This window comes from Roseivirga pacifica (assembly GCF_900111145.1).
GTDB classification, from domain to species: domain Bacteria; phylum Bacteroidota; class Bacteroidia; order Cytophagales; family Cyclobacteriaceae; genus Roseivirga; species Roseivirga pacifica.
This window is the reverse complement of record NZ_FOIR01000001.1, coordinates 1,316,849-1,342,806: the sequence shown is the minus strand read 5'-3', so window position 1 is coordinate 1,342,806 and position 25,958 is coordinate 1,316,849. Positions and strand designations below refer to the sequence as shown.

Genomic DNA, 25,958 nt, shown 5'->3' with positions numbered 1-25,958 from the left:
AAAGCGGTGGGTGACAACCCTATGTCAGGAGGGTTTGGGGGAGGGGCTCAGCGAGACGCGAAGACCAGAAAAGGAAGCTGAAATAAAAAATCCTACTTAGAATCAGCTCTTTTAAAAATCCGATACCTCCTTAGGTATATATCAAATTCAATCCTTTCCTTCCTAACTATCCCCACATAATCTCGTTGAAAGTACGTCACACCAATGTCCCATTTCGGTAAATCGATAGAATCATTTTCTGTCAAGGTTAAAGGAACCGGCTTTGTATACAGCTTTTCCTCATTAATTGAGATTGAAAACCTCAACGAATCACCATCTAAAATCAAATCCTGCATTGCAGAAACATAAAACCCTGGATAATACCCTTCACGAGCGTCATCAAAATCATCAGTAGTTCCATAGTACCACCCAACTAGTTCATCACCATCTCCCTCAATTACCATATAGTGGTGCTCTTGCAATTCTTCGCTAGCATGGACGTCTTCAAACATCCATAACCCAGTAAGCTGAATTGGCTTCTCAACTAGCTCAACTTGTGTTTCTAAATACTCTTCAATACGTTCTTCTGCAACCTCGGCCTGCTTCTTTACAGAAGACTGACAACCAAATAGTAAAACGACTAATACAAGACTAGTGTCTAGACCAAATAATTGCTTCTTAATCTTCATAACTCCTCCTCAACTCTTCCACTCTTTCCTTCATTAAGTCTTTAAGCTTTGGGGGAGATACTATCTTGACCATACTACCTAATGAGCACAGCCAATGAGAAAAGTACGTTAAGTGTGGCACTAAAAAAGTCATTTCTCTGGTTGCTCCTTTGTCTACCTCACTCACAAAACCCTGATAGTACTTCTGGTTTACAATATATCTGGCAGCCTCTCCTTTTATCTCAATTATGGCCTCTTCCAGCTCGCCTCCCCAGGTAAGCTGCTTAATAAATTGTTCGTATGGCGATTGTGGCGTAAATCGTTCTTCTAACATTTCCAACTTCACCAGTCTATCGACACGAAAATCGCGGGGTTCTTTGCGCAAACGACAATAAGCCAACAAATGCCAACTTTGCCCGTAATGCACCAAACCCATTGGCTCTACCTGTCGCTCGGTCATGTTGCCGTTATAGTTGGAGTAGTACTTAAACTGCAGCACCTTACTTTCCACCAGCGACTTCTGTATGGTAGCTATAAAATTATTCGGAAACTTCTCATCAACCTGAATGGGCGGATGGTTAACTAGAATTTGCTCTTCCAGTTTCTCCAAGTCTTCCTGCTGATTGCTTTTCAATACAGACTTAATCTTCAGCATGGCTTCCGAAAAATGCTTTTTGATGGACTGATCCGTCTGGCCTTCAATAAGCTTTGCACCAAGCACCAAGGCATTGGCCTCCTCTTGAGTAAACATAACCGGAGGCAAATGGTAGCCATCCATAATAAAGTAGCCCACTCCAGCCTCAGCGCCAATAGGGATTCCGGCTTCTTCCAGTGCCCGAACATCACGATAAACCGTACGCAGACTAATCTCAAAGCGGTCGGCAATTTCTTGTGCCTTTACCACCTTTTTGCTCTGGAGCTGTACCAAAATTGCCGTAAGTCTATCAATCCGATTCATTGATTAAACATAAAAAATATCCGTATCATTGCGCCATGTGGTGGGAGCATCTTTTTCTATTTCTAGCTTGGGCAATTCATTATGCACTCCATAGTGCTTTTGCCGCTACCTGGGCCAAAAGCAAACTCGGTTTAGGCCAGAAAAACTACAGGCTGTTATATTCAGTTTTGGCCACCTTAGGACTTTTTGCGGTGCTTATATATGGCGCCACCATTTATAGTGTGTTGCTTTTTCCGCCTTCTCCAACTTCAACCTATATAGGCCTTATGCTTTCGGCAGCTGGCATTTTTATTATTAAAAGAGCCTTTAGAAAATATAGTTTCAGAGCTTTTTTGGGTTTGAAAAAGGAAGAAGCTGGTGAATTGGTAACCGATGGTATTCAAGCCAAAGTGAGGCACCCGCTGTATAGTGGCACTGTTTTGTTGGTGCTAGGGTACTTAATTTTCAACCCGCAACTTTCCAATGCCATTACCTTTGTATCGCTGCTAATTTACTTGCCTATTGGCATTCGGCTAGAAGAAAGAAAGTTGATTGATCAATTTGGAGATACTTACCGCGAATATCAGCAGAATGTGCCTAGCTTAGTGCCAAGAATTTTTAAGCGAAAACAAGTCTGATTTGCATAAACTTACCGGATACATCGCCTTTACAGGATTGGCCATTGTGTTACTGTCCATACTATCTCGATTTGTAGATTTAGTACCTGTGCGGTACAGAACCACCGCTTTAATTGTGGGTTTTACCCTAATGTTTTTGGGAACGCTTTGGCGTGTGGTAACAGAAATGAATGCTAAAGAAAAAGAGGAGTAAAACTACTCCTCCTCGTCTGTATTTCCTTTTATTTCGTCAAGATCGTCTCGATCGCGCAGCTTTTTATCATCAACATTCTTGTTCAAAAAGTCGTTGATTTTATCGATAGAAAGCGAGTTATGAATCTCTCCGAACGAATCGACATTCAGCTCTAAACCATCAAGCTCTTTGGCTACTTTTGGCTTCTGTGGAGCTGTATCTTTCTTTTTACGCTTCGCCATAATTAGTCGTTTTTAATTGAAGAAATGGCCAAGTCAATTCTTGCAGCCACTTCCGTTGGACCTAATATCGAAATTATTTCCATTAAATCAGGCCCTCCGCCTTGTCCGGTCAATGCCAAACGCAAGGCCGGCATTACTCTACCAAGTGGTGTTTCGTCTTTCGCCAAGTAGTCGGTCAAAACCGTTTTGGCCTCATCACTTGTAACTGAATCGTGCTTAGAAAGTTCAGCAGCGTAGCCCTGAAGTTTCTCAATCGCCAAGTCGTTCCACTTTTTCTTTACTGTTTTAGCATCGTATTCCGTTGGCCTTTCAAAGTAGAAACTCCCAGCTTCTACCATTTCTTTCACAAAAGTCACCCGATCCTTCAACGAGTCCACAATTCTAGTTGCCAAGGCCTTGTCGGCCTTGTCGCCAACCAAGTTGATGAACTCCTCAGCCAAAACTTCGCTAGACTTTGAGCGCAAATATTGCTGATTGAACCATTTCGCTTTCTCAATATCGAACCTTGCACCAGACTTATTGATTTTCTCCAAAGTGAAAATCTCCACCAACTCTTCAAGAGAGAAAAACTCGTTTTCGCCACCTGGGTTCCAGCCCAAAAGTGCTAAGAAGTTAATGAATGCGTCAGGCAAATAACCAGCCTCTTTAAAACCAACTGAAAGCTCGCCAGTCTGCGGGTCTGTCCAGTTCAAAGGGAAAATCGGGAATCCCAATTTATCGGCAGCACGCTTGCTCAATTTGCCGTTACCATCAGGTTTTAGCAATAGCGGCAAGTGCGCAAATTCTGGTGCTTCCCAACCCAAATACTCATAAAGCAACACATGCAATGGCGCAGACGGCAACCACTCTTCTCCACGAATTACGTGGGTGATTTCCATTAGGTGGTCGTCTACAATATTCGCCATGTGGTAGGTTGGCATACCATCGGACTTCATTAAGATCTTATCGTCCAAAGTAGCGGTATTTACTACCACCCAACCGCGCACAATATCCTTAAATCGAACGTCTTCATTTTTCGGCAACTTAATACGCACCACATAAGGAGTACCCGCATCAATCAACTCTTTCACTTCTTCTTCAGAAAGGGTCAATGAGTTTTTCATTTGCATACGGGTAACCGCATTATACTGAGGATTTGCCACACGGGCTTCCTTCAAGCGGTCACGCATTTCGTCCAGCTCCTCCGGAGTATCGAAAGCAATATAAGCTTTGCCTTCAGCCAAAAGCTGATCGGTATATTGTTTATAAATGTCCTTTCTCTCCGACTGTTTGTACGGTCCAAAGTTACCTCCCTCGGCTACACCTTCATCGGGGCTAATACCTGCCCATGCCAACGACTGGCGGATATAGTCTTCGGCACCTTCAACAAAGCGCGACTGATCGGTATCCTCAATTCTGAGGATAAATGTTCCGTTGTTCTTTTTAGCAAAAAGATAGTTGTAAAGGGCTGTTCTAACTCCTCCGATATGTAGCGCCCCAGTTGGGCTTGGTGCAAACCTTACACGTACACTCATGACATCTAAATTTGGCCGCAAATATAAGCAGACTTAGCAGGATGTTGAATTATTCATCCTTAATGTGATGAATAATTCAAACTATTGAACCGCGATGCAAGAAATCTCTACATTCACATCTTTAGGTAATCGGGCAACCTCAACACATTCACGAGCAGGCGGTTCGCTTTTAAAGTACATAGCGTAAGCATCGTTCACAGTTGTAAACTGGCCAAGGTCTTTCAAAAAAATAGAGCATTTTACTACGTTGGCGAAAGTCATTCCTGCCGCTGAAAGTATTGCCTCAATATTCTTCATTACCTGATGAGTTTCTTCGGTAATATTCTCGTTGATCATTTCTCCTGTTAACTGATCAAATGGAATTTGACCTGAAATGTAAAGGGTATTACCTGCTTTTACAGCTTGGCTGTACGGCCCAATTGGCGCTGGCGCCTGATCACTAATTATGATTGACTTACTCATAGCGTATATTTTCTAAGAATATATAGTTTTGTGACAAATTAGTGATTTATGAGACTTCTAGTGGTTGGAAATAATAGAGAATTTCAAGAGTTCGAAGAGAAATTTGGCGGGGCACATGAGCTTACCCATCACACAAACCACTACAGCGTAGAAAATGCCGAGTCGTTCGATGCTATTTTCGACTTTTTGATCAGCGAAGAGCCAGAGACATTCGGCTTTTACGAAGACTTTGAAGGCCTGAACCTTTTTGTGAATGCTCCTAAAATCACACTTGCCGAGCTTGCCTTCTTCAATGACACCAGTGCCATAAGCCTCTTTGGCTTCAATGGTCTTCCTACATTTTTGAATCGCGAAGTTTTAGAGGTTTCCTTGCTCAAAGAAGACACTATTGATTTACTAAAATCCCTCTGCAATTCCTTAGGAACAGATTTTCAGTTGGTCGATGACCGCGTAGGCATGGTTACGCCACGCATCATTTTTATGATTATCAATGAAGCTTTCTACACCGTTCAAGAAGGCACTGCAAGCAAAGAAGATATTGACCAAGGCATGAAGCTGGGAACAAACTATCCGTTCGGACCATTTGAATGGGCTGAAAAAATCGGAATCGATAATATTTATGAGATGCTCGAAGCCCTGTATGAGGACACAAAAGAAGAGCGGTACAAAATCTGTCCCGCTCTTAAAAAGTCTTATCTGAAATTAAATCAGCAGTAGTTACTCTACTGTTACCGATTTAGCCAAGTTTCTAGGCTGATCTACATTACAACCTCTCATTACGGCAATGTGGTAAGAAAGTAGCTGTAGTGGAATTACCGAAATAAGCGGCATTAGCGATTCGTGTGCTGCTGGTACTTCAACCGTATAATCGGCCATACCTGCAATATCGGTGTCGCCTTCAGTCACAATCGCAATCACCTTACCTTTTCGTGCTTTTACTTCCTGAATGTTCGAAACGATTTTTTCGTAAGAACTGTCCTTAGTGGCAATAAATACCACAGGCATGTTTTCGTCAATCAAGGCGATTGGGCCGTGCTTCATCTCAGCAGCAGGATAACCCTCCGCGTGGATGTAAGAAATTTCCTTCAACTTCAAAGCACCTTCTAGCGCTACTGGGAAGTTATATCCTCTACCCAAGTACAAGAAGTTAGCAGCATCTTTAAACTTCTCAGAGATGATCTCTATTTGTGCGTTCAGATCAAGACACTTAGCCACTTTATCTGGCACAGCCTCAAGCTCTACTAAAAGCTTTCTGTATTCACTTTCGGTTAATGAGCCTTTCTTATGGGCAAGCATAAGTGCCATCATAGTCAAAACAGAAATCTGAGCAGTAAAGGCTTTTGTACTCGCTACACCAATTTCTGGTCCAGCATGAGTATATGAACCAGCATGTGACGTACGTGGAATCGAAGCACCAACAACATTACAAACCCCAAGAATGGTTGCCCCTTTAGACTTGGCTAGCTCAATAGCTGCTAAAGTATCGGCTGTTTCACCCGATTGTGAAATGGCAATAACCACATCTTTCTCCCCAACAATTGGATTTCTGTAACGGAACTCTGAAGCATACTCTACTTCTACAGGAATTCTACAGTACTCTTCAAATATATATTCTGCTACCAAACCTGCGTGCCATGATGTACCACAGGCAACAATCAAAATTCGGTCTGCATTGGATATCTTATTCACATAGTCGTTGATACCACCTAAGTGCAAATGGCCTTCTTTAGCGTTCAAACGGCCTCTTAAGCAATCACCAATGGATTTAGGCTGCTCGAAAATCTCCTTAAGCATAAAGTGGTCGTAACCAGCCTTTTCAATTGCCTCAAGCTCTATATCAACAGTTTGAACGTAAGGCTTCATTTCTACATCCTCTACGTTCTTAATAGTAAGTTTACCGTCTTTGATAATAGCTATTTCGCGATCATCCAAGTAAACTACCTCATTAGTATATTCAATGATTGGGGTGGCATCGGAGGCCAAGAAAAACTCTTCTTTACCCAAACCAACTACAAGAGGGCTGCCTTTTCGCGCAGCAATCATAAGGTTCGGGTCTTCTAAAGAAATGATAGCAATAGCGTAGGCCCCAATTACCTTATTTAAGGCAAGGCGAACAGCTTCAGCTAAGTCAACTTTGGTATTAAGAAAGATGTCCTCAATAAAATTGATAAACACTTCTGTATCTGTCTCACTTTGGAAAGTGTACCCCTTTTTCTCCAAGTCAGTCTTAAGCGCAGCATAGTTCTCAATAATTCCATTGTGAATCATTGCAAACTTGCCAGAATTGCTCACGTGTGGGTGGGCATTTACATCGTTTGGTTCACCGTGGGTAGCCCATCTGGTGTGACCAATACCTACATTAGCGGAAACATCCTTGTCCTGAACATATTCTTTAAGTGCAGAAACTTTCCCCTGTTTTTTATAAACATTAAGGTCACCGTTAAGTAGTGCAACACCAGCACTATCATAACCTCTATACTCTAACCTTTGTAAACCTTTTATAATTATTGGAAATGCCTCTTTCTTTCCGATATATCCTACAATACCACACATAGACTAAAACTTTGCTGAAAAGTAAAAAGAATGCGAGAAGCTACCTCGACAATTCTGAGAAAAATATCTTTAAATTGATATCATCTGGGTTAATCTGAAATGAATTCACAGATTGGTTGATGTCGGTTGGGAACAAAAACACATGATTCCTTCTGAACACGTCTTGATAATAAGACTGTACGAATGTAGTAATCGAATTAGAGTAGGTTTTTGTCTCCTCATCGTAAGCCAAAGTTACCGGAAAAGCACTCGACAAAACATTAGTTCCATCTCTCTGAATTCCTCTAAAATTACTACCGTCCCTAACCGGAATATTCTGATCATCAGTAAAATACATATAGAGCGCTGCTGGCGGATCAACATCTTCTGGCAGATCCAATATAGGGCCTACCGTAAACTCTACTAAGTTGATTACTGCATTGTCCTTGGATTCGGAAAAGTCGTTTAACCCACTAATATCGAGCTTAGTAATAACTGCACCACCCGAGTGTACTAATGAATAAGCGGGAGAAGCGTACTCAGTAGCAGGCTGCTGAATTGCGCTGTAATCTGTGGCACTTCTATCAACAGTTAGGTTGAAGAAATTCGGCTTCCCCTCACCAGTAATAGCAAATTCCTTGTTGTCAGTTAAGCCGCTACCATCAGCGGCTGGTTGGCTGTAATAAAACCTAATCTCTAGGTCTTGCCCCGACACAATTGAAAAAATATTCGATTGATTGCCTTCCACAACAAAGCCTAACCCCGGCATAAACCTGTTAAAAGTCGAGTCGTTTTCAAACTCATCCTCTTCATTCAGAAACCCAGAAAAAACATAATCAGCCCACGCTTGATCTAAAACCAGCTCGTAGGTAGAATCCAAGTCAACGATATTCAAATCGGCCGATGCAATTAGCTCATTGCTAAGAGGCAATGTACTAGAAGTTACGTATGTAGTATCAGGAAAACTCTTTTGAATTTTATAGGCCTTAATTGAAGCAAAAGAATTGACTTCAGACTCGTCATAAAGGTAATTGAAGTTAATACTGAACTTTACCGAGTCAAGTGTTGCGGCAGCGTCTGGCCTATCGGTCACATCTGCCTCAAAGGTAAGCGCAGAAAATGCCGTAGCCGACATTTGCCCTGCAGGAGAATTCACAGCACCTGTTAATAGCCTACCGGTACCTCTCGAATTAATGGAATCAATCAATACCTGAGAAACAGGTATTGGAATATCCTCAGTAAAGAATTCTAAAGGTGCTACATCTTCGGTACCCAGCCCAAACGGACCTGAATCCTCACAAGAATTAAAAACAATGAGGCCTGCTACTAAGAAGGCCCCAAAAATTCTAATCTTACCCAACAAGTTCATTATATAGATCGTAATAAGAGTCTAAGAAGTTATCGTCTTTTTCTATGGTATTTACCGTTCTATTCTTCTCTATCTCACCCAACAATTGATTCAGACTCTCATTAACATCTTCTTCGGCACTAATTACCGCATCAGCATACTCAGCTCCTGTCTTAATAAAACCAGCAAAATCTGCTGTCTTTAAGCTTTCTAGCATGCTATCGTCAATGTCCATCATCTTCACCTTATCCAAAAGGTTGTTATCAAACTGATGAGCAAATACATTGTTATAAATTGTAAATACCGATTTCGTATTTTGGAAGATCGGATCGTTCTTATACGTTGTTTTCAAATACAACGGAATCAAACTAGTCACCCAATCGTTACAGTGCACAATGTCTGGCGCCCAACCAAGCTTCTTCACTGTCTCTAACACACCTTTACAGAAGAATATCGCTCTTTCGTCATTATCTTCATAAAAGTTGTCCTCCTTATCGTGGAACACCGATTTTCTATGGAAATAGTCTTCGTTGTCGATAAAGTAAACCTGAAGCTTAGCGTTAGGAATTGAAGCCACCTTAATTACCAAAGGCTTTTCCTCATCCCCTACTGCAATGTTAATCCCAGAAAGCCTAACTACTTCATGTAGCCTGTTTTTTCTTTCGTTGATCAACCCGAAACGAGGAACCAAAATTCTAATCTCCATTCCACGCTCTTGCATGGCCTGAGGAAGTTTTCTTACAAAATCAGACACGGCCGATGTTTGTAGGAAAGGTTGAATTTCGCTCGCTACGTACAGAATTCTTAATTTTGACATATTTATTGGAATTTAATGAAACCTCTACTCTTGAAAAGAAGCACAAAAGTACAGGATTTTCATCAAAAATCCTTCAATTTTACCGAAAAAGGCTATTGGTAGCACAGCCACTGGCGTTAAACTTAGTTAAATCAACTATGCTGATTTTCAATACCATTGATAAAATCCGTGACCACTTAAAGCATACTACTCAGACCGGAAAGACCGTGGCACTTGTACCCACCATGGGCGCATTGCACAATGGCCATATGCGCTTGGTAAAAGAAGCCGTAAAACAGGCTGACCACGTAGTTGCTAGCATTTTTGTAAACCCCACACAATTCAATAATGCAGCAGATTTGGAAAAATACCCCCGCACCGTGGATGCAGATTTAAAACTACTCGAAAGCCATGGCTGTCATGCCGTTTTTGCACCCTCAGAACAAGAGGTATACCCAGAAAAGCCATCCATTTCGATAAGGTTCGGATCACTTGAAAGCGAGTTGGAGGGAAAATTCAGACCGGGGCACTTTAGCGGAGTTGGCTTAGTGGTTTCTAAACTGCTAAACATTGTAAACCCAGATTTTGCCTTTTTCGGCCAAAAAGACTTACAGCAGTTCTTTGTAATAAAAGCATTGGTTGAGCAACTCAACTTCAAAACACAACTCCGAATGGTGCCAATTGAACGTGAAACTAGTGGGCTTGCCATGTCATCACGCAACATGCGCTTGTCTGAAGCAGATAGAGCAGAAGCATCACTTATTCATAAAGCGCTAACCCAATCTAAAAATCGGTTACTTCGGGGGGACTCAGTTCAGTCAGTCAAAAATCAAGTAACCGAACTATTTAAAAGTTCCGATCGTTTTACGCTTGAATATTTTGAAGTAATAGATACGAGCGATTTTAAGCCCTTAGAATCCATTAATTATAAGGAAAACACGGCTTTGTGCATAGCTGCAGAGATTGGTCAAGTACGATTGATAGACAACTTAATGTTAATTTCTTAGCTTTGCGCTCGTTTTGACGGAGGAGAAATGCAGATAGAGGTATTTAAATCGAAAATTCATAGAGCAAAGGTAACCCAAGCCGAATTGCACTATGTTGGTAGCATTACGCTTGATGAGGCACTTATGGAAGCCTCTAACATTATAGAAAACGAAAAAGTACAGATTGTAAACGTGAATAACGGTGAACGATTTGAGACTTACGTAATTAAAGGCGATAGAGGCAGCGGAACAGTTTGCCTAAATGGCCCAGCCGCCCGAAGAGTACAGGTAGGAGACATCGTCATTATTGTTTCTTATGGAATTATGGACTTTGAAGAAGCCAAAAATCACCAGCCAACCATTATCTTCCCTGATTCAAACAATCAGTTGACATAAGCACTTGAATCAGCAGTTACTTAAGGCCATAAAATTTATTATAATCCTCCTTATTACGGGAGGAATATTATGGTACTTGTTTAAAAACTTGTCCATTGAGCAAATTAAAGAAGCACTTGCTACTTACGATTACTCATGGATTCTTTTCAGTATATTCTTGTCGTTCTTTAGCCACTTTTTAAGGGCTTGGCGCTGGAAACTTTTGCTCGATTCGAGCGGCAATAAAATAACACTTTACAACAGCTACTTCGCGGTTATGATTGGCTATTTGGCCAACTCACTCTTTCCTCGGTTGGGAGAAGTAACCCGCTGCGGAATAGCCAACCGTACACACGGCATTTCTGTCCCCTATTCGCTAGGTACAGTTGTTACGGAGCGAATTATCGATCTCATTCTATTATTGCTCATTACTGCAGCCACCTTCCTATTGCAGTTCAACTTATTAGAACCCCATTGGAAGGCTGGCCTAGCCAGCTTCGAAACTATAGTAGCCGAAAAATGGTGGGTAGGCTTAGTTTTAATAGGATTGGCCATTGGCTTGTTCCTTTACCTTCGAAAGCAAAAAAAGAAAGAGCAAAAAGGTATATTAGGAAAAATCAATGAACTGATTATCCAGGGAATAGAAGGCGTAAAAAGTGTAAAGAAGGTAAAGAACCCCGTAGGTTTTTGGGCTGCTACTTTAGGCATATGGCTGCTCTACTTCTTAATGCTTTATGTCATCACATTTGCCTCTCCTTTAACCAAAGACCTAGGTGTTCTAGCTGGCTTATCCATACTTGTAGTAGGCAGTTTTGGCATGGCAGCACCCACCCCAAGTGGCTTCGGGGCGTTTCATGCCTTTGTGGCAGGAGTTTTAGTACTTTATGGCATTAAAGAAGATGACGGCAAAATTTTTGCGCTGGTTTTGCACACATCGCAGTACATCACCATATTGGTGTTCGGATCAATAAGTTTGATCTTAGTGAATGTGATGAACAAGTCGCAAAAGTGGAAAGAACAGCAAGCAAAATAAAAGATCGTCAAGGCCTAAAAAATTGGGTCGAACGAATGCATCAAAAAGGAGACAAAGTCGTATTTACCAACGGCTGTTTCGATATTCTTCATTTAGGACACATTGATTATCTGGAAAAAGCCAAAGCACTAGGCGATAAGCTGGTGGTTGGTCTGAACTCTGATGACTCAGTAAAAAGATTAAAAGGAGAAACCAGACCTATAAATGGAGAGTTTGCCAGAGCACGCATGTTAGCCGCATTAGGCTTTATTGACGCAGTTTGTGTTTTTGGAGAAGAAACTCCCAAAGAACTAATCGAATTTATTCTTCCTGACGTTTTAGTTAAAGGTGGAGATTACACCATTGACACAATCGTTGGGGCAAACGCAGTATTAAAAAACGGAGGCCATGTACAAACCATCGATTTGGTTGAAGGCTACTCCACAACAGGTATTATTGAAAAATTAAGCAAATAGATATGGGACTTATTCTTGTTATCGGAATCATGATTGTTAGCCTTATTGTTCAACAAAGGCTAAAACATAAATTTAAAAAGTATTCAAAGGTCGGGCTTCAAAATGGCCTATCTGGCAAAGAAGTAGCAGAGTTAATGCTACGCGATAATGGCATTACTGATGTTCAAATTCTATCGGTTCAAGGAAGGCTCACCGACCACTATAACCCAGCAGACAAAACAGTTAACCTAAGCCCTGACGTTTATAATGGCCGCTCGGTTATGGCTGCTGCAGTTGCCGCTCATGAATGTGGTCACGCTATACAGCACGCCACAGCTTATGGCCCATTAGAAATGAGGTCGACCTTGGTGCCAATACAGCAAGCCAGTGGCAAATTGATCAACTTTATGTTCATGGCGCTACTTATAGGCTCTTTTGGTTTGGCACTTTTCCCTGTGGAATGGGCTATGTTAGGCATTATTGCAGCTTACACTATTTTCACTTTGTTTGCTTTTATAACCCTTCCTGTCGAATACGATGCCTCAAAAAGAGCTTTAGCGTGGGTTGAGACACGAAACATTACGACAAGCGAAGAGCATGACATGGCAAAGGATGCACTGAATGCTGCCGCAAGAACTTACCTAGTTGCTGCACTTGGTTCGCTAGCCATGCTACTTTATTATGTAAGTCTATTCTTAGGTCGCGACTAGTATCTTTTATCAATTTGATTAAATTTGCCTAACAAACGTTAGTTAAGCATAGATATGAATTTCGAATTGACCGAGGAGCAACTGGCTGTACGCGATGCCGCCAGAGAATTCGCCCAAACGGAACTACTTCCGGGCGTAATTGAGCGTGATGAAAAGCAGCAATTCCCTGCCGAGCAAGTAAAAAAAATGGGCGAGCTAGGTTTTATGGGAATGATGGTAGACCCTAAGTATGGTGGTGGCGGAATGGACACTGTCTCTTATGTTTTGGCTATGGAAGAAATATCCAAAATCGATGCATCTGCCAGTGTTTGTATGTCGGTAAACAACAGCTTAGTTTGCTGGGGACTCGAAAAATTCGGGACAGAAGAACAGAAGCAAAAGTACCTTAAGCCGCTCGCTATGGGCGAGAAAATTGGTGCTTTTTGCCTTTCAGAACCTGAAGCAGGCTCAGACGCTACTTCACAAAAAACTACCGCGGAAGATAAAGGTGACCACTATTTGCTGAACGGCACCAAAAACTGGATTACCAATGGTAACAGTGCCTCTATTTACCTAGTAGTGGCTCAAACGGACAGGGAAAAAGGCCACAAAGGCATTAACTGCCTGATTGTTGAAAAGGACATGGAAGGCTTTGTGGTTGGCAAGAAGGAAGACAAATTGGGTATTCGTGGCTCAGACACACACTCACTAATGTTTACCGATGTAAAAGTACCAAAAGAGAACCGAATTGGTGAAGATGGCTTCGGTTTTAAGTTCGCTATGTCAACTCTAAACGGAGGTAGAATAGGAATTGCCTCTCAGGCTTTGGGAATTGCATCTGGCGCTTATGAGTTAGCTTTGGCTTACTCTAAAGAAAGAAAAGCCTTTGGCAAGCCAATTAGCCAACACCAAGCTATTCAGTTTAAACTAGCCGACATGGCTACCGAAATTGATGCGGCTAGGTTACTTTGCTTACAAGCAGCCTACCTTAAAGACCAAAAGAAAGACTTTGCTAAAGCAAGTGCGATGGCCAAGTTATACGCTTCAAAAACAGCCATGGACGTTACGGTAGAAGCTGTTCAGGTACATGGTGGCTACGGGTATGTGAAAGAATACCACGTTGAAAGATTAATGAGAGATGCTAAAATCACTCAGATATACGAAGGAACGTCTGAAATACAGAAAATAGTTATCTCAAGAGAGTTACTGAAATAATAAGTTTCGTCATATTATTATGTCCATTAGTATAGCCCATATTACTAATGGACATTTTTATTTGTGTTCATCTAAAAAAGTACTACTTTCACAACCCATTCTATAACTATTTTGAGACAAGACTATGGAAGATTACAATAAAATTGTAGAATCCCTTGGTGTTCGTTACATCAAGAGTAGAAATATGAAAGTGGTGAAGCCCGTAACCATCGACAACTTTTACGATGTTGAAAACACTATAATTGTTGTAAACAATGGCGATATCTACTTTGGCGAAGACCAAGAAAAAGTGGGAGAAGGCGATATGCTTTTCATCCCAGGTGGAAAGTCTTTGCAGATTTCATTCGGATCGCCAACAGCCCCGGTTATTGCGAATGACGAATTCATTTCGAACAAAAAGAAGTACCTAGCCAATGCTACAGATGCAGAGGTAAACGACTTTGATGTAGATGGCTTTAGCCAAGTAATGTTCGAAGCGAAAGTATTTGATTCAGTTAACTTCTTTGCTTCACTGAATATCACTCCGTTTGCCATAAGAAAAGCCAGTAAAATTGCTGACTTGATCAGGCTTATTATTGAGGAAGACAACAGCACAAAGGTTGGTAAAAGTCGAGTTATTAAGGTGAACACTGACTATTTAGTAACTGAGGTTATCCGTTACATCTTGGATAATCGTCTGTTTGTTGAGCTATTGGTTACAAACAGCACGTACTTTAAGGATCCACGACTCATCGATATTTTCAACTACATCAAGGAGAATCTTGGTGGTGACCTATCGAACAAAGTATTGGCAAGAGTAGCCAATGTTTCGGAAGATTACGTAGGCCAGTACTTCAAAATGCTAACAGGCATCAACCCGCAAGACTACATTGAATATCAAAGAATGGAGGCCGCGGTTGATCTACTGAGAACAACTAAGAAGAGCATTCGCGACATTGGTCATGAAGTAGGCTACAAAGACACTGCTTACTTCTGTAGAAGGTTTAAAATGATGTTCGGTATTCCTGCCGGAAAAATGAGGCGTAGAGAAACCTTAATTAACGTTTAAGGTCTCATTAGTCAACTGAACTAGTTCAGAAACCTCAGTCAACAGATTGAGGTTTTTTTGTACCCCATTACCTACAACCAACACATCGGCACCTGCAAGCAATGCCTCTTTGGCTTTGGCCGGGTGATTAATACCACCACCTACTATTAAAGGCAGACCCGAATTCTTTTTAACCGCCCTAATAACACGAGGTGAAATAGGATCCTGAGCCCCACTGCCGGCATCCATGTAAATAAGTTTAAGCCCGAGCATTTCTCCCGCCATTGCCGTACTTGCAGCAATACCTGGCTTATCGTTAGGGATTGGCTGCGTATTGCTCACATAAGATGCACTTGTTGGCCTACCAGAATTTACCAACATGTAACCCGTTGGCAGCACCTCTAAACCGCTTCGCTTTACTATTGGAGCCGCCACCACTTGTTGCCCAATTAATAATTCTGGGTTTCTTCCAGAAATTAAGGACAAGAATAGGATCGCATCTGCATTAGCATCAATTTGAATGGCATTACCCGGAAAAAGGATACAAGGTATATTGGAGTTTGACTTTACAAATCTAACCAGCTCAGACAAGTTGTCACTTGTAACTAAACTGCCCCCAACAAAAATAAAGTCAACCTTATTTTCGATAGCATTATTAAGAACACCCGGCAAAGCGGCAGCTTCCACATCATCAGGGTCCAACAACAAGGCGAGCGACTTTCTGCCCTCTGCCAAGTTGCGATCAAAAATTTGCTGGGTCCTATTTTTCTCCATTGTTGTCGCTCTCTTGCAAGAATTTTCTCAACTGATCTGCAGCCAATTTAAGTACAACCAACGCAGCTTGATTTTTCAATTCTCCCGTAAGCATATTCGCCCCCGAAGAGATTTTAGAAGATGCTTTGAACTTCTTCTTTTTAACCTTTTTCTTAGTTCCTTCGGCCTCTTCTCCCTCGTTATTACCACCAAAAATGGCATTAAAAATAACGTAAGCTGCCAAAGTACCTCCTCCCACAATTAAGGCGTATTTGAGCGTTCGCTCAGCACTAACTTTAATATCGTTAATCTGACTGTCAAGGTCATCTAAATAAGCCTTGCTTTCTTGCTGTAGTGCTTCTCTACTCTTCATCAGGCAATTGGTTTTCAGGTTCGTCTTTACCTTTCTTAGACTTAATATTGTCCAAAATCTTTGCATTAAGGCTTTCGCGCTTGGCATAAACAACTCCACCAATGGCCAAGTATATTACTGCTACCAACAAAAAGCCTAAAAAGCGACTATTGAAAAGTGCATTTAAAAACTGAGAAAGGCTGATAGAAATTAAAAAGAGCGCAAAAAAGACGCAAATCACCACAATAACCAAAATGATAGCCTTGGCTATTACCTTTTGAATTTCATCTTCTAAATCGAGCCTAAAAAGCTCAATCTTGGTTTCGAGGTAGCCCGTAAGCGACTCCAACAATCTATCGATATTGAATATTTTCAAGCCTTATATTTCCGGTTAATTTAACGATTAGGAATTAAGGAAACGCGATATAAATCAAACGATTCAAAACTTTTAGGTGCTGAACAAACCACCTGCTTCCGCTAACAAAAATAGTAAATGCTTATTACACCACAACCGTCAAGTGTGTGGCATTAAATATTACGATAGCTGAAACTGGTTTAGAGTGAAACCTCTACTTGAAACTCGAAAACCCAGCGATTGCTGGCCGTGGCAATTTCCCAGTAAGAAATATCGCTTTGTAGTTTTAAACTGTGGCCAACAATGTATTTAGAGAAACCCAATGTATACATCTGCTGGTTAATCAAACCAGAAAATTCTGCATTATCGGGCTTAGTTGAAGTATACCTTAGCGCAACTTCATAGTTATTTTTAAAAAGGTAACCGCTTTGCAAGTTGATAGAAGAGCCTGTTACATACTTTATTGTACCACCATCATCAAGCACTGCAAATTCATTACTTGCCCCATTTTTATTGCCATACTCACCCATAAAAGACCATCCTTGATACTTAAGCATGGCATCGATAAAAACAGTTGAAAGTGTATTTGTAAGTTGCGTACCATCCGACAGGCGCACGTAACGACCAAGTTGCCCACGCTGACGCACAGCATCTACATTTCTGTCGTAGGTAAAGCCAACTGCAAGTTTAGGCTTTGGCTCTCTTGCCAAGTCTGCACCAAAGTAGTCACCCTTGCCCTTAAAATCGCCAAAAGGAAGGTAGTCCATTCTAAAAGTAAAATCGTATCCTCCAGCGTTTGAGGCAATAATATCTCTACCCTCTCCCATCGACACTGAAAGGCCTTTCCTCAGAACCCCATCCTTACCTACATTATTAGTATGCCAAAACTGCACACCAATATCACGGTCCAGATTAAGCGTAGCATTAAGCAAACTACGATCTACAAATTGCATTTTCTGCGAAGAGATTACACGCTCACGGTTTCCGGGTAACTTGGTTTGCCCAAACCATATTGACCAGTGCTCGGTTGCCTGCCATTTTACTACGGCATCTAGAATTATTCTAGGTGTAAAGCCAGTTTCGGCAATGTTGCCGCCTCCATGATCCCTGTTAGAAATACCTAGCTCTATTTTATAGGTAAGCGAGGGGTCAGCTACAAAGCCATCGAACTTCAATCGCGCCCTCCTAATGAGCAACCTATCACTGTAATCTTTACTATCAATGGTGTAATCGCCCCTATAGAGCGTTTGAAACCTGGTGCTGAATTTTATAGAAAAGGATGAATCTGCAGGAGTAAATTTTATTCCCTTGCCAAAAGAAGCCTCCGTGTGGTGCTGAGCATTAACAACTAAACCACCAAACAAGAACACCAATAAAACAAGAACACGTATTTGTGTACTACTCCCCTTCGGATTTCCATTCCGACAATGTAACATCTTGCGCCTCTTTCAATTAAACAGGCGCAAAAGTAAATAATACTTTACGTTAAGTGGAAAGTTTTCCTTACTTCTTTGCTTCTTGAGCTAAAAGACTGATTTCCTGAGGCTCAGTAGCCTTTTCATTATTCGAACCACCTTGCTTATGAAAGGAGATAAGAATGAAAGGCAACAAAAAGAAGGTAACCAAAATATAAACCAAGCCAATCAACCTCCTTTGAGATACCATAAAGCTAAAACGCTTGGTAAAATTGACCATGCCATTTCTGAGTACTGCAGAAAACATAAATATGAACACTCCAGAAAGGTTGATAAGTAAGTGCGCAATTGCAATACTCATGGCCGTAGTAGAGCTAAAACTAGCTGCAATAAGTGCCGTAATTGTAGTACCCAAATTTGCACCAATGATAAACGGAAAAGCTGCATTCAACCGCACCTTGCCGGTTGCCACCAAAGGCACCAAAAGCGAAGTAGACACTGAACTAGATTGAATTGCTGCGGTAATTAACACCCCCCAACCAAATGACTTTCCAGGTTTATCGAATATGTAAGTCCTTAATTTGTCTTTCGACTTTCCGATTACAGTTTTCTGAATAATGCTGGTTAAGAGCTTAATAGAAAGAAACACAAGCACCAGCGACAGCAATAACTGAATTATACTGTTGTTGATGAACCCTGCAATTTGTTCGGTTACACCAAAATCAAAAACCCAATCCCACTTAGCGTCCGCATCGAAAGCACCCGAGCCAAACAAATATGCCTGCAGACTTTCGCACAACCCCGATAAGAACCCATAATAATACTCGAGAGGGAAGAGAATAACCACCAAAAGGATATTGTAAAAATCGTGTATTACACCCGCAGCAAGGGCTTTTCTGAATGCCACCCTGTCAGAAACAAAACCAAAAGCCACAATTGTACTCGTGAGTGTAGTACCAATGTTGGCCCCCATAATTACAGGTATAGCTTCGCCCAGAGTAAGGGCACCAGCAGCCACCATACCCACCACCATAGTACTGGTAGTTGAGCTACTTTGAATAATAGCAGTTATGAGCAAGCCAATAAAGAGCCCGATAAACGGATCTAGCGAAGAGGAAAGTATATTCTCCTGAAAGTAACCCGCAAACTCTCCCAACGATAGCACCATAAATTTGATGCAAAAAAGAAAGAATGTAAGCACTAGCGAGATATAAACTACCCTAATAGCCACAGATGTTCGTTTATCTTTGTCCCCTGCTATTAGTTTCATTAAGTTTATTTCAGACGTTTTTATGGCGTTAAATTAAAGTGCACAAACTTATGGAAAAGACTATTGACATTCTTGTCTTCAACATCAACCAATTATTAACAATTGGCAAACGCTAGTAAAGCATGCTTAACAAAAAGATAACGAACCCATTCAAAAAAGTATAGCTACTTTTACTGCGAAATTTTTCAGCTAACGACAAAAACTGTACTAACGCTCATCAGCAACTAAATTCAGCATATGGAATACGGAATATTGAATATCATAGAGCTTTTAGGAGCTCTCGGCTTTTTCATTTACGGTATGAAGGTGATGAGCGAGGGTATTCAGAAAGCTGCAGGCAATAAACTCCGCAACATTTTAGGAACAATGACATCAAACCGCTACACGGGAGTGCTCAGCGGTTTTTTAATTACTGCCATTGTACAATCATCTTCGGCCACCACAGTAATGACTGTGAGTTTTGTAAATGCGGGCTTAATTACGCTGGTGGAATCTGCCGGAGTTATGATGGGAGCCAACATTGGTACCACCATCACCGCATGGCTTGTCTCATTACTTGGTTTCAAGGTAAAAGTATCGGCTTTTGCCCTACCACTTTTGGCCTTTGCCGTGCCTATGATGTTCTCTAAGAAATCTAATCTTAAGAACTGGGCCGAATTTATGATTGGATTTTCGTTGCTCTTTATGGGACTAGATGCCCTAAAAGGCGCTGTTCCTGATTTAAAAAGCAACCCTGAAGTACTTAGCTTTTTGGCCGAATACAGCAACCCAGGCCTATTTACTAGGCTGCTATTTGTAGCTGCAGGTACGCTATTAACCATTATTGTTCAATCATCTAGTGCGGCCATGTCTTTAACCATTGTGCTTTGTGCGCAAGGTTTACCAATTGAAATTGGTGCTGCCATGGTTTTGGGAGAAAACATTGGAACAACCATTACAGCAGAGCTAGCTTCTTTGGTAGGTAATGTTCATGCGAAAAGATCTGCCAAGATTCACTCCATGTTCAACATCATAGGGGTTACTTGGATGGTTATTTTGCTGCCATACTTTATTGACATGATTCACTATGTGTGGCCTGCTCCAGATGTAGCCGAAGGTGCCGATAAATTTACACTAGCAACTTTCCATACGACATTCAACGCACTGAACGTGCTTATAATGATCTGGTTCGTGCCACAATTAGTGAGACTGGCCATCAAACTTGTTCCTTCTAAGAGTGAGGAAGATGAAGAATTCCACCTTACCTATTTGGGTAGCCAAGGGGCACCTCTTACTGCTGAGGTTTCTATTGTAGAGGCACAGCAAGAGGCTAACAAATTCAGCAAGATTACCATGAAAATGATGGATCTGCTGAAGCAGCAATTAGTGGAGCAAGACGAAGCAAAACGCGCCAAGCTAAGAGAGAAGATTGCTGAATATGAAGAGATGACCGATGAGGTAGAAGAGAACATTGCCAGCTTCTTGGTAAAAGTATCTGAGCAAAGCCTTACTCCTGAAGCTTCGGTTAAAGTACGTTCAATCTTGAGTATCACAACGGACCTTGAGCGTATTGCAGATATCATTTTGAGAATGTCTCGAGACATCTACCGTGGTAACAAGCAAAAGCTCAAATTCTCTAAAACACAGCACGAGAATATTGCTAAAATCTTTGAATTGATAGACCAAGCATTCGTTGTAATGACAAAACACTTGGAAGGCACTTATGGTAAAGTAGATATTTCTGACGCCATTGACATAGAAGAGTCTATTAACCGCATGAAATCGAAGTTGAGGAAGAAACACCTTAAGTCTACCGAGAAGAAAGAGTACGATGTAAAGAGTGGTATTATTTACAAAGACCTATTCTTTGGCGCTGAAAAGATCGGTGACCACATCATCAACATTAGCGAAGCCATTAGAGGCGATTTCGGTAAAGACGATGAGGATGATGAATAATCGCATCATCAGAGCATTAATAAGAATTTAAAAACGGGGGCAAATGCCCCCGCTTTCTTTTATCAATGTAAAGGCAATATTAACAATCACCTTTGTTTAAGATTTTTTGAAAAATTTTTATTAAACTGAATTACAACGAGTTACATCAATAAATAGTAAATCAGATTTTACTTTTGCTAGTAGCTGTAAATACCCTTAGGCCAGAAAATAGATGCAGAAATTATAGCTTTGTCATTCACAAAACGCGCGTGACACCGATTAGCCTTACTAAAGCAACATGTCTCAACTAGAATTCGTGATGTATGCTGGGTTTATTTTCTCGGCATATTCTGTTATCGGCAACGATGTAATTCAGACCCTAGGAACTTTTCTTTCATCCAATGAAAATAAAAAATGGTGGGTACTATGGATCTTCGCTGCTTCTATTCTTACCGCAGTATTGGTTTACGGTTGGTATGTAAATGATGGCGATGTAACCTATGGCCGACTTATTGGCGACCCGCCAGGCAATGGTTTCGACAACCCGAAATACCTAAACCCAGCAGATATTAAAAGCTTTGGATGGGCTTATTTGCTGCCTCCTATTGTACTGCTCTTAATTACAAGGTTTGGAATTCCGGTAAGCACCTCTTTCCTTATCCTCACCTTTTTCAACCCCAAAAACCTTTACGACATGGTGGTTAAGTCCATGTCGGGTTATTTGGTAGCTTTTGCAACAGGCGTATTGGTTTACCTAGCTATTGCCAAGCGTTTTGAAAGATACTTTATTGAACACCCACCAACCAAGAGCCAAATTAAGCTTTGGACGGTGCTTCAGTGGTGCTCTACAGGCTTCCTATGGTCACAGTGGCTAATTCAAGACTTTGCGAATATTTATGTTTACCTACCTCGCCAAGTTTCGGGCGAAACTTTAGTGTTTACACTGATTATCTTCCTAGTACTTTTAGGCTACATTTTCTATTCAAAAGGGGGCGCTATTCAGGGTATAGTAAAGGCCAAAACCAATACTGTAGACATACGCTCAGCCACAATTATTGACTTTTCGTATGCCATAATTCTTTACTTCTTTAAAGAACTGAATAACGTACCAATGAGTACCACTTGGGTTTTCTTAGGCTTATTGGCAGGTAGAGAACTAAGCATAAAATACTTTGCTTATGGCAGCGTACCGAATGAAACACTAAGAGACCTAGGCAAAGATTTAGGTAAAGTGTTCTTTGGTCTTGTGGTAAGTATAGGATTAGTTTTTGCCCTTAAGTTCTTAACCGAAGGGGCCGTTTCATTCTAAGTGAACTAATTAAAAATACAGCAAAAAAGGCTACCCTTCCGGTAGCCTTTTCTTTTACCCAAACTCACGAATTCAATGAATTCAGAGAGTACTTTTATTCACTAAGCTACTGCAACTTTTAACGCAGTCGCCAAGTGTTTAGCTCTTTCCTCAGTGCTCTGTTGCTCAACCAACAACGCCATCTCCTTAAACAACTCCATTTGCTCTTCGGTATGCCTTATGCCCCTTTGCTGAGCTATATCAAAGTGGTAAAACTTAGTCCATAGAACAGCCTTAATATGAGTTTCAGCCTCATTGGTCATAATCATTTCGGCTTGCACATAGCGATCGTTAAAATCAATCATGGCAGTTTTTACCTTTACTTTTTCCATAACGAGAGCCGGCCTCATATAAATCAGGTCGTTGTGCCCAACTACCCATGCCTTCTTTTGCACCTGTGCCATCTCAAAAATATTGATGTCATATTCATGGATTAAGTGGTCTTCGCGCACATTGATCATATAATCTAGATACTTCGAATTGTTCAGATGGCCATAAGGGTCGCAGTCCTGAAAGCGAATGGTTCTTTCTCCTATTGGTTGCTTATTCATAGTTAATGACTTTACAGACCAGTCGGTCTAATTATGGTTAAATTTTTTATGCGTTTAAAATCAATGAGATGTACTTCTTCTGTAGCAAAAGGTATTTCACATCTTTATGTGCTTTGCTCAAAACATAGGCTCCTTCGAACATGGCGTACAGTTCCTCTGCCTTCTCTAGTGCGTTGGTTACTCCCCTTCTCTCTAAATAGCCAGCCAAATCGTTTTGCCAACCTTTAAATACTTTGTCACAGGCCACACGAATTTCTTCCTCAATAATGCCGGCTGCCATAGCTACGGCAGCAATAGGACAAGCATCTTGAAAGTCAGATTTCTCCAGCTCCTCAGCCATCACATCCACCATTGCACTTAATCCTTCCAAGGCTGGCTTGCCTCTCAGCGCATCACCATATTTGCGCATTTGAATCTCTCCACCATAAAGAATCGCCTCGCGGATCAACTCATCCTTTCCCTTCGGAAAGTGGTGGTATAAACTACCCTTTGGCACCGCAACGGATTTTAGTATTTCATTGATGCCCGTACCATAATAGCCCTTCTTTCGAACAAGGTTTGAAGTAGTACTTACAAGGCGCTCACGAGTAGTCATAACACAAATGTATAAAATTAGACCAAAAGGTCTAGTACTTTAGTGTATTTCTGTTCTACCTCTGATACCGTCATTACAAATCTGCCTGTCAGCAAACAGGGAGCAAACTTTGCATCAGCAAAAGATCGATGCGAAGTAATCAGTCTGTTCTGTGCAGTCTGCCACGAACAAACAGATTGCCGCGTCATAAGCCCCTATTATCACAGGTTTCACTCCTCGCAATGACGATCTTCGCCCAGCAGTAGAAGTGGATCTTCAGAGTTTGGGCAGACAATGATCGTAGAGACAACAAAAAACCCTGGCTTCTTTCGAAACCAGGGTTTTCAATTTATTTCAATTACTCAGAGCTTATTTCACCTCTTCGTATTCTACGTCTGAAACATCGTCAGCACCGCCAGCATTTTCGCTTCCGGCATCAGCACCACCAGCGTTTGCATCAGCGCCAGGTTGAGCACCTTCGGCACCGCCTTGTGCAGCGTACATTTCCTGAGCAGCACCTTCCCAAGCTTTGTTCAATGCTTCAACCGCAGGGTCGATAGCATCCAAATCTTGTTTCTGGTGAACTTCCTTCAAGTGAGCCAAAGCATCTTCAATTGGCTTTTTGTTACCCTCTGAAAGCTTCTCACCGTACTCTTTCAATTGCTTTTCAGTTTGAAAAATCAATGAGTCAGCAGTGTTCAACTTCTCTACTTTCTCCTTCTCTTTCTTATCCGCATCAGCGTTCGCCTCAGCTTCCTGCTTCATCTTTTCGATTTCCTCATCTGTCAACCCAGAAGAAGCCTCGATTCTGATGTTTTGCTCTTTACCAGTTCCTTTATCTTTTGCAGAAACATTCATAATACCGTTTGCATCGATATCGAATGTTACTTCAATTTGAGGCACACCTCTTGGTGCTGGTGGAATATCGCTTAAGTGGAAACGACCGATGGTTCTGTTATCCTTAGCCATTGGACGCTCACCCTGCAATACGTGAATTTCTACTGAAGGCTGATTGTCGGCAGCTGTTGAGAACACCTCTGACTTTTTAGCCGGAATAGTAGTGTTTGACTCAATCAACTTAGTGAACACACCGCCCATAGTTTCGATACCCAATGAAAGTGGCGTAACGTCTAGCAGCAACACATCTTTAACCTCACCAGTTAACACACCACCTTGAATAGCCGCACCAATTGCAACTACTTCATCAGGGTTAACACCTTTGGAAGGTTTCTTTCCGAAGAAAGACTCTACTTCTTCCTGAATTTTAGGAATACGAGTAGAACCACCTACCAAGATCACTTCATCAATATCTGAAGTTGAATAACCAGCATCAGAAAGGGCCTTTTTAACTGGCTCCATAGACCTGCGTACTAGGTTATCTGCAAGCGATTCGAATTTTGCTCTTGAAAGCGTTCTTACCAAGTGCTTTGGCACACCATCAACCGGCATAATGTATGGCAAGTTGATTTCGGTAGAAGTTGAAGAAGAAAGCTCAATTTTAGCTTTTTCAGCAGCTTCTTTCAAACGCTGAAGCGCCATTGGATCTTTTCTCAAATCCAATCCTTCGTCTTTCTGGAATTCTTCAGCCAACCAATCGATGATTACTTGGTCAAAGTCGTCACCACCAAGGTGCACATCACCGTTAGTAGACTTTACTTCGAATACACCATCACCCAATTCAAGAATTGAGATATCGAAAGTACCACCACCAAGGTCATACACAGCGATTTTTTGGTCAGTATCTTTTTTATCAAGACCGTAAGCCAAAGCAGCTGCAGTAGGCTCGTTGATAATTCTTTTTACTTCAAGACCTGCAATTTGTCCGGCTTCTTTTGTTGCCTGACGTTCCGCATCGTTAAAGTAAGCCGGTACAGTAATTACTGCTTCGCTTACTTCTGTGCCCAAATAATCCTCAGCAGTAGACTTCATTTTCTGAAGAATCATTGCTGAAAGCTCCTGAGGCGTATAGTTTCTGTCGCCAATTTTTACGCGAACAGTGTCATTATTACCTTTTTCTACTTGATAAGAAATACCTCTCATTTCCTCAGAAACGTTGGTAAATTTCTTACCCATAAATCTTTTCACAGAACTAATAGTGTTCTGTGGGTTAGTGATTGCCTGACGCTTTGCAGGGTCACCTACTTTTCTCTCTCCGTTACCATTATCTAAAAATGCTACGATAGATGGAGTAGTTCTACGACCTTCGCTATTTGGGATAACGACAGGCTCATTACCTTCCATTACCGAAACACATGAGTTGGTAGTACCTAAGTCAATGCCAATAATTTTTCCCATGATCTATTTATAATCTTTTCTATGATTCAAATTCGACATGCTTTTAACAAGGGTTATGCCAATTGATATTTTCTGACACGGAGT

Annotated in this window: 28 protein-coding genes; 12 read left to right on the top strand and 16 right to left on the bottom strand. The window is 41.4% G+C overall.

The features are described from left to right. Nucleotides 1–92: 92 nt before the first annotated feature. Both BMW98_RS05960 and BMW98_RS05955 read right to left on the bottom strand, forming a co-directional pair. Complete coding sequence (locus tag BMW98_RS05960; RefSeq protein WP_090257599.1) at nucleotides 93–668, bottom strand: hypothetical protein; 576 nt, start codon at nucleotides 666–668, stop codon at nucleotides 93–95. Continuing rightward, nucleotides 658–1,605, bottom strand: coding sequence for a helix-turn-helix transcriptional regulator (locus tag BMW98_RS05955; protein WP_090257598.1), 948 nt, complete (start codon nucleotides 1,603–1,605; stop codon nucleotides 658–660). Before BMW98_RS05955 ends, BMW98_RS05960 begins: the two co-directional genes overlap by 11 nt. On the opposite strand from BMW98_RS05955, the gene BMW98_RS05950 reads away from it, so the two are divergent. Beyond that, on the top strand, nucleotides 1,605–2,222 hold the full coding sequence (locus BMW98_RS05950; RefSeq protein WP_139177428.1) for a methyltransferase family protein: 618 nt from the start codon (nucleotides 1,605–1,607) through the stop codon (nucleotides 2,220–2,222). The two genes, BMW98_RS05955 and BMW98_RS05950, sit on opposite strands and share 1 nt — an antisense overlap. Nucleotide 2,223: 1 nt before the next feature. After that, nucleotides 2,224–2,415, top strand: coding sequence for a hypothetical protein (locus tag BMW98_RS05945; protein WP_090257596.1), 192 nt, complete (start codon nucleotides 2,224–2,226; stop codon nucleotides 2,413–2,415). A gap of 2 nt (nucleotides 2,416–2,417) precedes the next feature. On the opposite strand, the gene BMW98_RS05940 is transcribed toward BMW98_RS05945, so the two are convergent. From BMW98_RS05940 to BMW98_RS05930, 3 genes are all read right to left on the bottom strand, one after another. Next, the gene (locus BMW98_RS05940) at nucleotides 2,418–2,636 is read right to left on the bottom strand and encodes a hypothetical protein (RefSeq protein WP_090257595.1); all 219 of its coding nucleotides are present in this window, start codon (nucleotides 2,634–2,636) and stop codon (nucleotides 2,418–2,420) included. Between the two features lie 2 nt (nucleotides 2,637–2,638). After that, nucleotides 2,639–4,150, bottom strand: coding sequence for a glutamate--tRNA ligase (gene gltX, locus BMW98_RS05935; RefSeq protein ID WP_090257594.1), 1,512 nt, complete (start codon nucleotides 4,148–4,150; stop codon nucleotides 2,639–2,641). An 81-nt stretch (nucleotides 4,151–4,231) separates the two neighbouring features. Further along, nucleotides 4,232–4,612 (bottom strand): RidA family protein, encoded by a 381-nt coding sequence (locus BMW98_RS05930; RefSeq protein WP_090257593.1) that lies wholly within the window; start codon nucleotides 4,610–4,612, stop codon nucleotides 4,232–4,234. 48 nt (nucleotides 4,613–4,660) lie between these two features. On the opposite strand from BMW98_RS05930, the gene BMW98_RS05925 reads away from it, so the two are divergent. Next, nucleotides 4,661–5,329 carry a 3-hydroxyacyl-CoA dehydrogenase family protein gene (locus tag BMW98_RS05925; protein ID WP_090257592.1) on the top strand — a complete coding sequence of 223 codons (669 nt, stop codon included), beginning with the start codon at nucleotides 4,661–4,663 and terminating at the stop codon, nucleotides 5,327–5,329. Here the strand turns inward: BMW98_RS05925 and glmS are convergent, their stop codons facing one another. From glmS to BMW98_RS05910, 3 genes are read right to left on the bottom strand one after another with little or no spacing between them, the layout of a single operon-like run. Continuing rightward, nucleotides 5,330–7,165 carry a glutamine--fructose-6-phosphate transaminase (isomerizing) gene (gene glmS, locus BMW98_RS05920; RefSeq protein WP_090257591.1) on the bottom strand — a complete coding sequence of 612 codons (1,836 nt, stop codon included), beginning with the start codon at nucleotides 7,163–7,165 and terminating at the stop codon, nucleotides 5,330–5,332. A gap of 40 nt (nucleotides 7,166–7,205) precedes the next feature. Continuing rightward, entirely contained in the window at nucleotides 7,206–8,504 is a 1,299-nt protein-coding gene (locus tag BMW98_RS05915) for a DUF4270 family protein (protein ID WP_162844691.1), read from the bottom strand. Next, nucleotides 8,497–9,309 (bottom strand): glycogen/starch synthase, encoded by an 813-nt coding sequence (locus tag BMW98_RS05910; RefSeq protein ID WP_090257589.1) that lies wholly within the window; start codon nucleotides 9,307–9,309, stop codon nucleotides 8,497–8,499. The genes BMW98_RS05915 and BMW98_RS05910 overlap by 8 nt, the downstream gene beginning before the upstream one ends. Nucleotides 9,310–9,446: 137 nt before the next feature. On the opposite strand from BMW98_RS05910, the gene panC reads away from it, so the two are divergent. The 7 genes from panC (at nucleotide 9,447) to BMW98_RS05875 (ending at nucleotide 15,068) form a co-directional block, all read left to right on the top strand. Continuing rightward, the gene (panC, locus tag BMW98_RS05905; RefSeq protein ID WP_090258227.1) at nucleotides 9,447–10,295 is read left to right on the top strand and encodes a pantoate--beta-alanine ligase; all 849 of its coding nucleotides are present in this window, start codon (nucleotides 9,447–9,449) and stop codon (nucleotides 10,293–10,295) included. A gap of 27 nt (nucleotides 10,296–10,322) precedes the next feature. Then, nucleotides 10,323–10,670 (top strand): aspartate 1-decarboxylase, encoded by a 348-nt coding sequence (gene panD / locus BMW98_RS05900; protein ID WP_090257588.1) that lies wholly within the window; start codon nucleotides 10,323–10,325, stop codon nucleotides 10,668–10,670. Nucleotides 10,671–10,674: 4 nt separating this feature from the next. After that, on the top strand, nucleotides 10,675–11,682 hold the full coding sequence (locus BMW98_RS05895; RefSeq protein ID WP_090257587.1) for a lysylphosphatidylglycerol synthase transmembrane domain-containing protein: 1,008 nt from the start codon (nucleotides 10,675–10,677) through the stop codon (nucleotides 11,680–11,682). Nucleotides 11,683–11,717: 35 nt separating this feature from the next. Next, nucleotides 11,718–12,137 (top strand): D-glycero-beta-D-manno-heptose 1-phosphate adenylyltransferase, encoded by a 420-nt coding sequence (rfaE2, locus tag BMW98_RS05890; RefSeq protein ID WP_090258226.1) that lies wholly within the window; start codon nucleotides 11,718–11,720, stop codon nucleotides 12,135–12,137. 2 nt (nucleotides 12,138–12,139) lie between these two features. Beyond that, nucleotides 12,140–12,826 carry a zinc metallopeptidase gene (locus tag BMW98_RS05885; protein WP_090257586.1) on the top strand — a complete coding sequence of 229 codons (687 nt, stop codon included), beginning with the start codon at nucleotides 12,140–12,142 and terminating at the stop codon, nucleotides 12,824–12,826. A gap of 54 nt (nucleotides 12,827–12,880) precedes the next feature. Continuing rightward, nucleotides 12,881–14,020: an acyl-CoA dehydrogenase gene (locus BMW98_RS05880; RefSeq protein WP_090257585.1), complete on the top strand. Its 1,140-nt coding sequence runs from the start codon at nucleotides 12,881–12,883 to the stop codon at nucleotides 14,018–14,020. 124 nt (nucleotides 14,021–14,144) lie between these two features. Beyond that, nucleotides 14,145–15,068, top strand: coding sequence for a helix-turn-helix domain-containing protein (locus BMW98_RS05875; protein ID WP_090257584.1), 924 nt, complete (start codon nucleotides 14,145–14,147; stop codon nucleotides 15,066–15,068). On the opposite strand, the gene BMW98_RS05870 is transcribed toward BMW98_RS05875, so the two are convergent. The 5 genes from BMW98_RS05870 to BMW98_RS05850 form a co-directional block, all read right to left on the bottom strand. Continuing rightward, nucleotides 15,054–15,821: a phosphoglycerol geranylgeranyltransferase gene (locus BMW98_RS05870; RefSeq protein WP_090257583.1), complete on the bottom strand. Its 768-nt coding sequence runs from the start codon at nucleotides 15,819–15,821 to the stop codon at nucleotides 15,054–15,056. The genes BMW98_RS05875 and BMW98_RS05870 overlap by 15 nt on opposite strands. Further along, entirely contained in the window at nucleotides 15,808–16,173 is a 366-nt protein-coding gene (locus BMW98_RS05865; RefSeq protein ID WP_090257582.1) for a hypothetical protein, read from the bottom strand. Before BMW98_RS05865 ends, BMW98_RS05870 begins: the two co-directional genes overlap by 14 nt. After that, nucleotides 16,163–16,528 carry a phage holin family protein gene (locus tag BMW98_RS05860; RefSeq protein ID WP_090257581.1) on the bottom strand — a complete coding sequence of 122 codons (366 nt, stop codon included), beginning with the start codon at nucleotides 16,526–16,528 and terminating at the stop codon, nucleotides 16,163–16,165. The genes BMW98_RS05865 and BMW98_RS05860 overlap by 11 nt, the downstream gene beginning before the upstream one ends. Nucleotides 16,529–16,707: 179 nt before the next feature. Further along, nucleotides 16,708–17,943: a porin gene (locus tag BMW98_RS05855; RefSeq protein ID WP_090257580.1), complete on the bottom strand. Its 1,236-nt coding sequence runs from the start codon at nucleotides 17,941–17,943 to the stop codon at nucleotides 16,708–16,710. A 67-nt stretch (nucleotides 17,944–18,010) separates the two neighbouring features. After that, the gene (locus BMW98_RS05850) at nucleotides 18,011–19,192 is read right to left on the bottom strand and encodes a Na/Pi symporter (RefSeq protein ID WP_090257579.1); all 1,182 of its coding nucleotides are present in this window, start codon (nucleotides 19,190–19,192) and stop codon (nucleotides 18,011–18,013) included. Nucleotides 19,193–19,429: 237 nt separating this feature from the next. Here BMW98_RS05850 and BMW98_RS05845 point away from each other — a divergent pair, with 237 nt between their 5' ends. Further along, entirely contained in the window at nucleotides 19,430–21,127 is a 1,698-nt protein-coding gene (locus BMW98_RS05845; RefSeq protein ID WP_090257578.1) for a Na/Pi cotransporter family protein, read from the top strand. 277 nt (nucleotides 21,128–21,404) lie between these two features. After that, nucleotides 21,405–22,415: a hypothetical protein gene (locus tag BMW98_RS05840; protein WP_090257577.1), complete on the top strand. Its 1,011-nt coding sequence runs from the start codon at nucleotides 21,405–21,407 to the stop codon at nucleotides 22,413–22,415. 101 nt (nucleotides 22,416–22,516) lie between these two features. Here the strand turns inward: BMW98_RS05840 and BMW98_RS05835 are convergent, their stop codons facing one another. The 3 genes from BMW98_RS05835 to dnaK all read right to left on the bottom strand — a co-directional run bounded on the left by BMW98_RS05835 (nucleotide 22,517) and on the right by dnaK (nucleotide 25,874). Beyond that, entirely contained in the window at nucleotides 22,517–23,005 is a 489-nt protein-coding gene (locus tag BMW98_RS05835; protein ID WP_090257576.1) for an acyl-CoA thioesterase, read from the bottom strand. A gap of 46 nt (nucleotides 23,006–23,051) precedes the next feature. Then, nucleotides 23,052–23,600, bottom strand: a complete 549-nt coding sequence (locus BMW98_RS05830; protein WP_090257575.1) for a TetR/AcrR family transcriptional regulator — start codon at nucleotides 23,598–23,600, stop codon at nucleotides 23,052–23,054. Nucleotides 23,601–23,948: 348 nt separating this feature from the next. After that, complete coding sequence (gene dnaK, locus BMW98_RS05825) at nucleotides 23,949–25,874, bottom strand: molecular chaperone DnaK (protein ID WP_090257574.1); 1,926 nt, start codon at nucleotides 25,872–25,874, stop codon at nucleotides 23,949–23,951. Nucleotides 25,875–25,958: the final 84 nt, after the last annotated feature.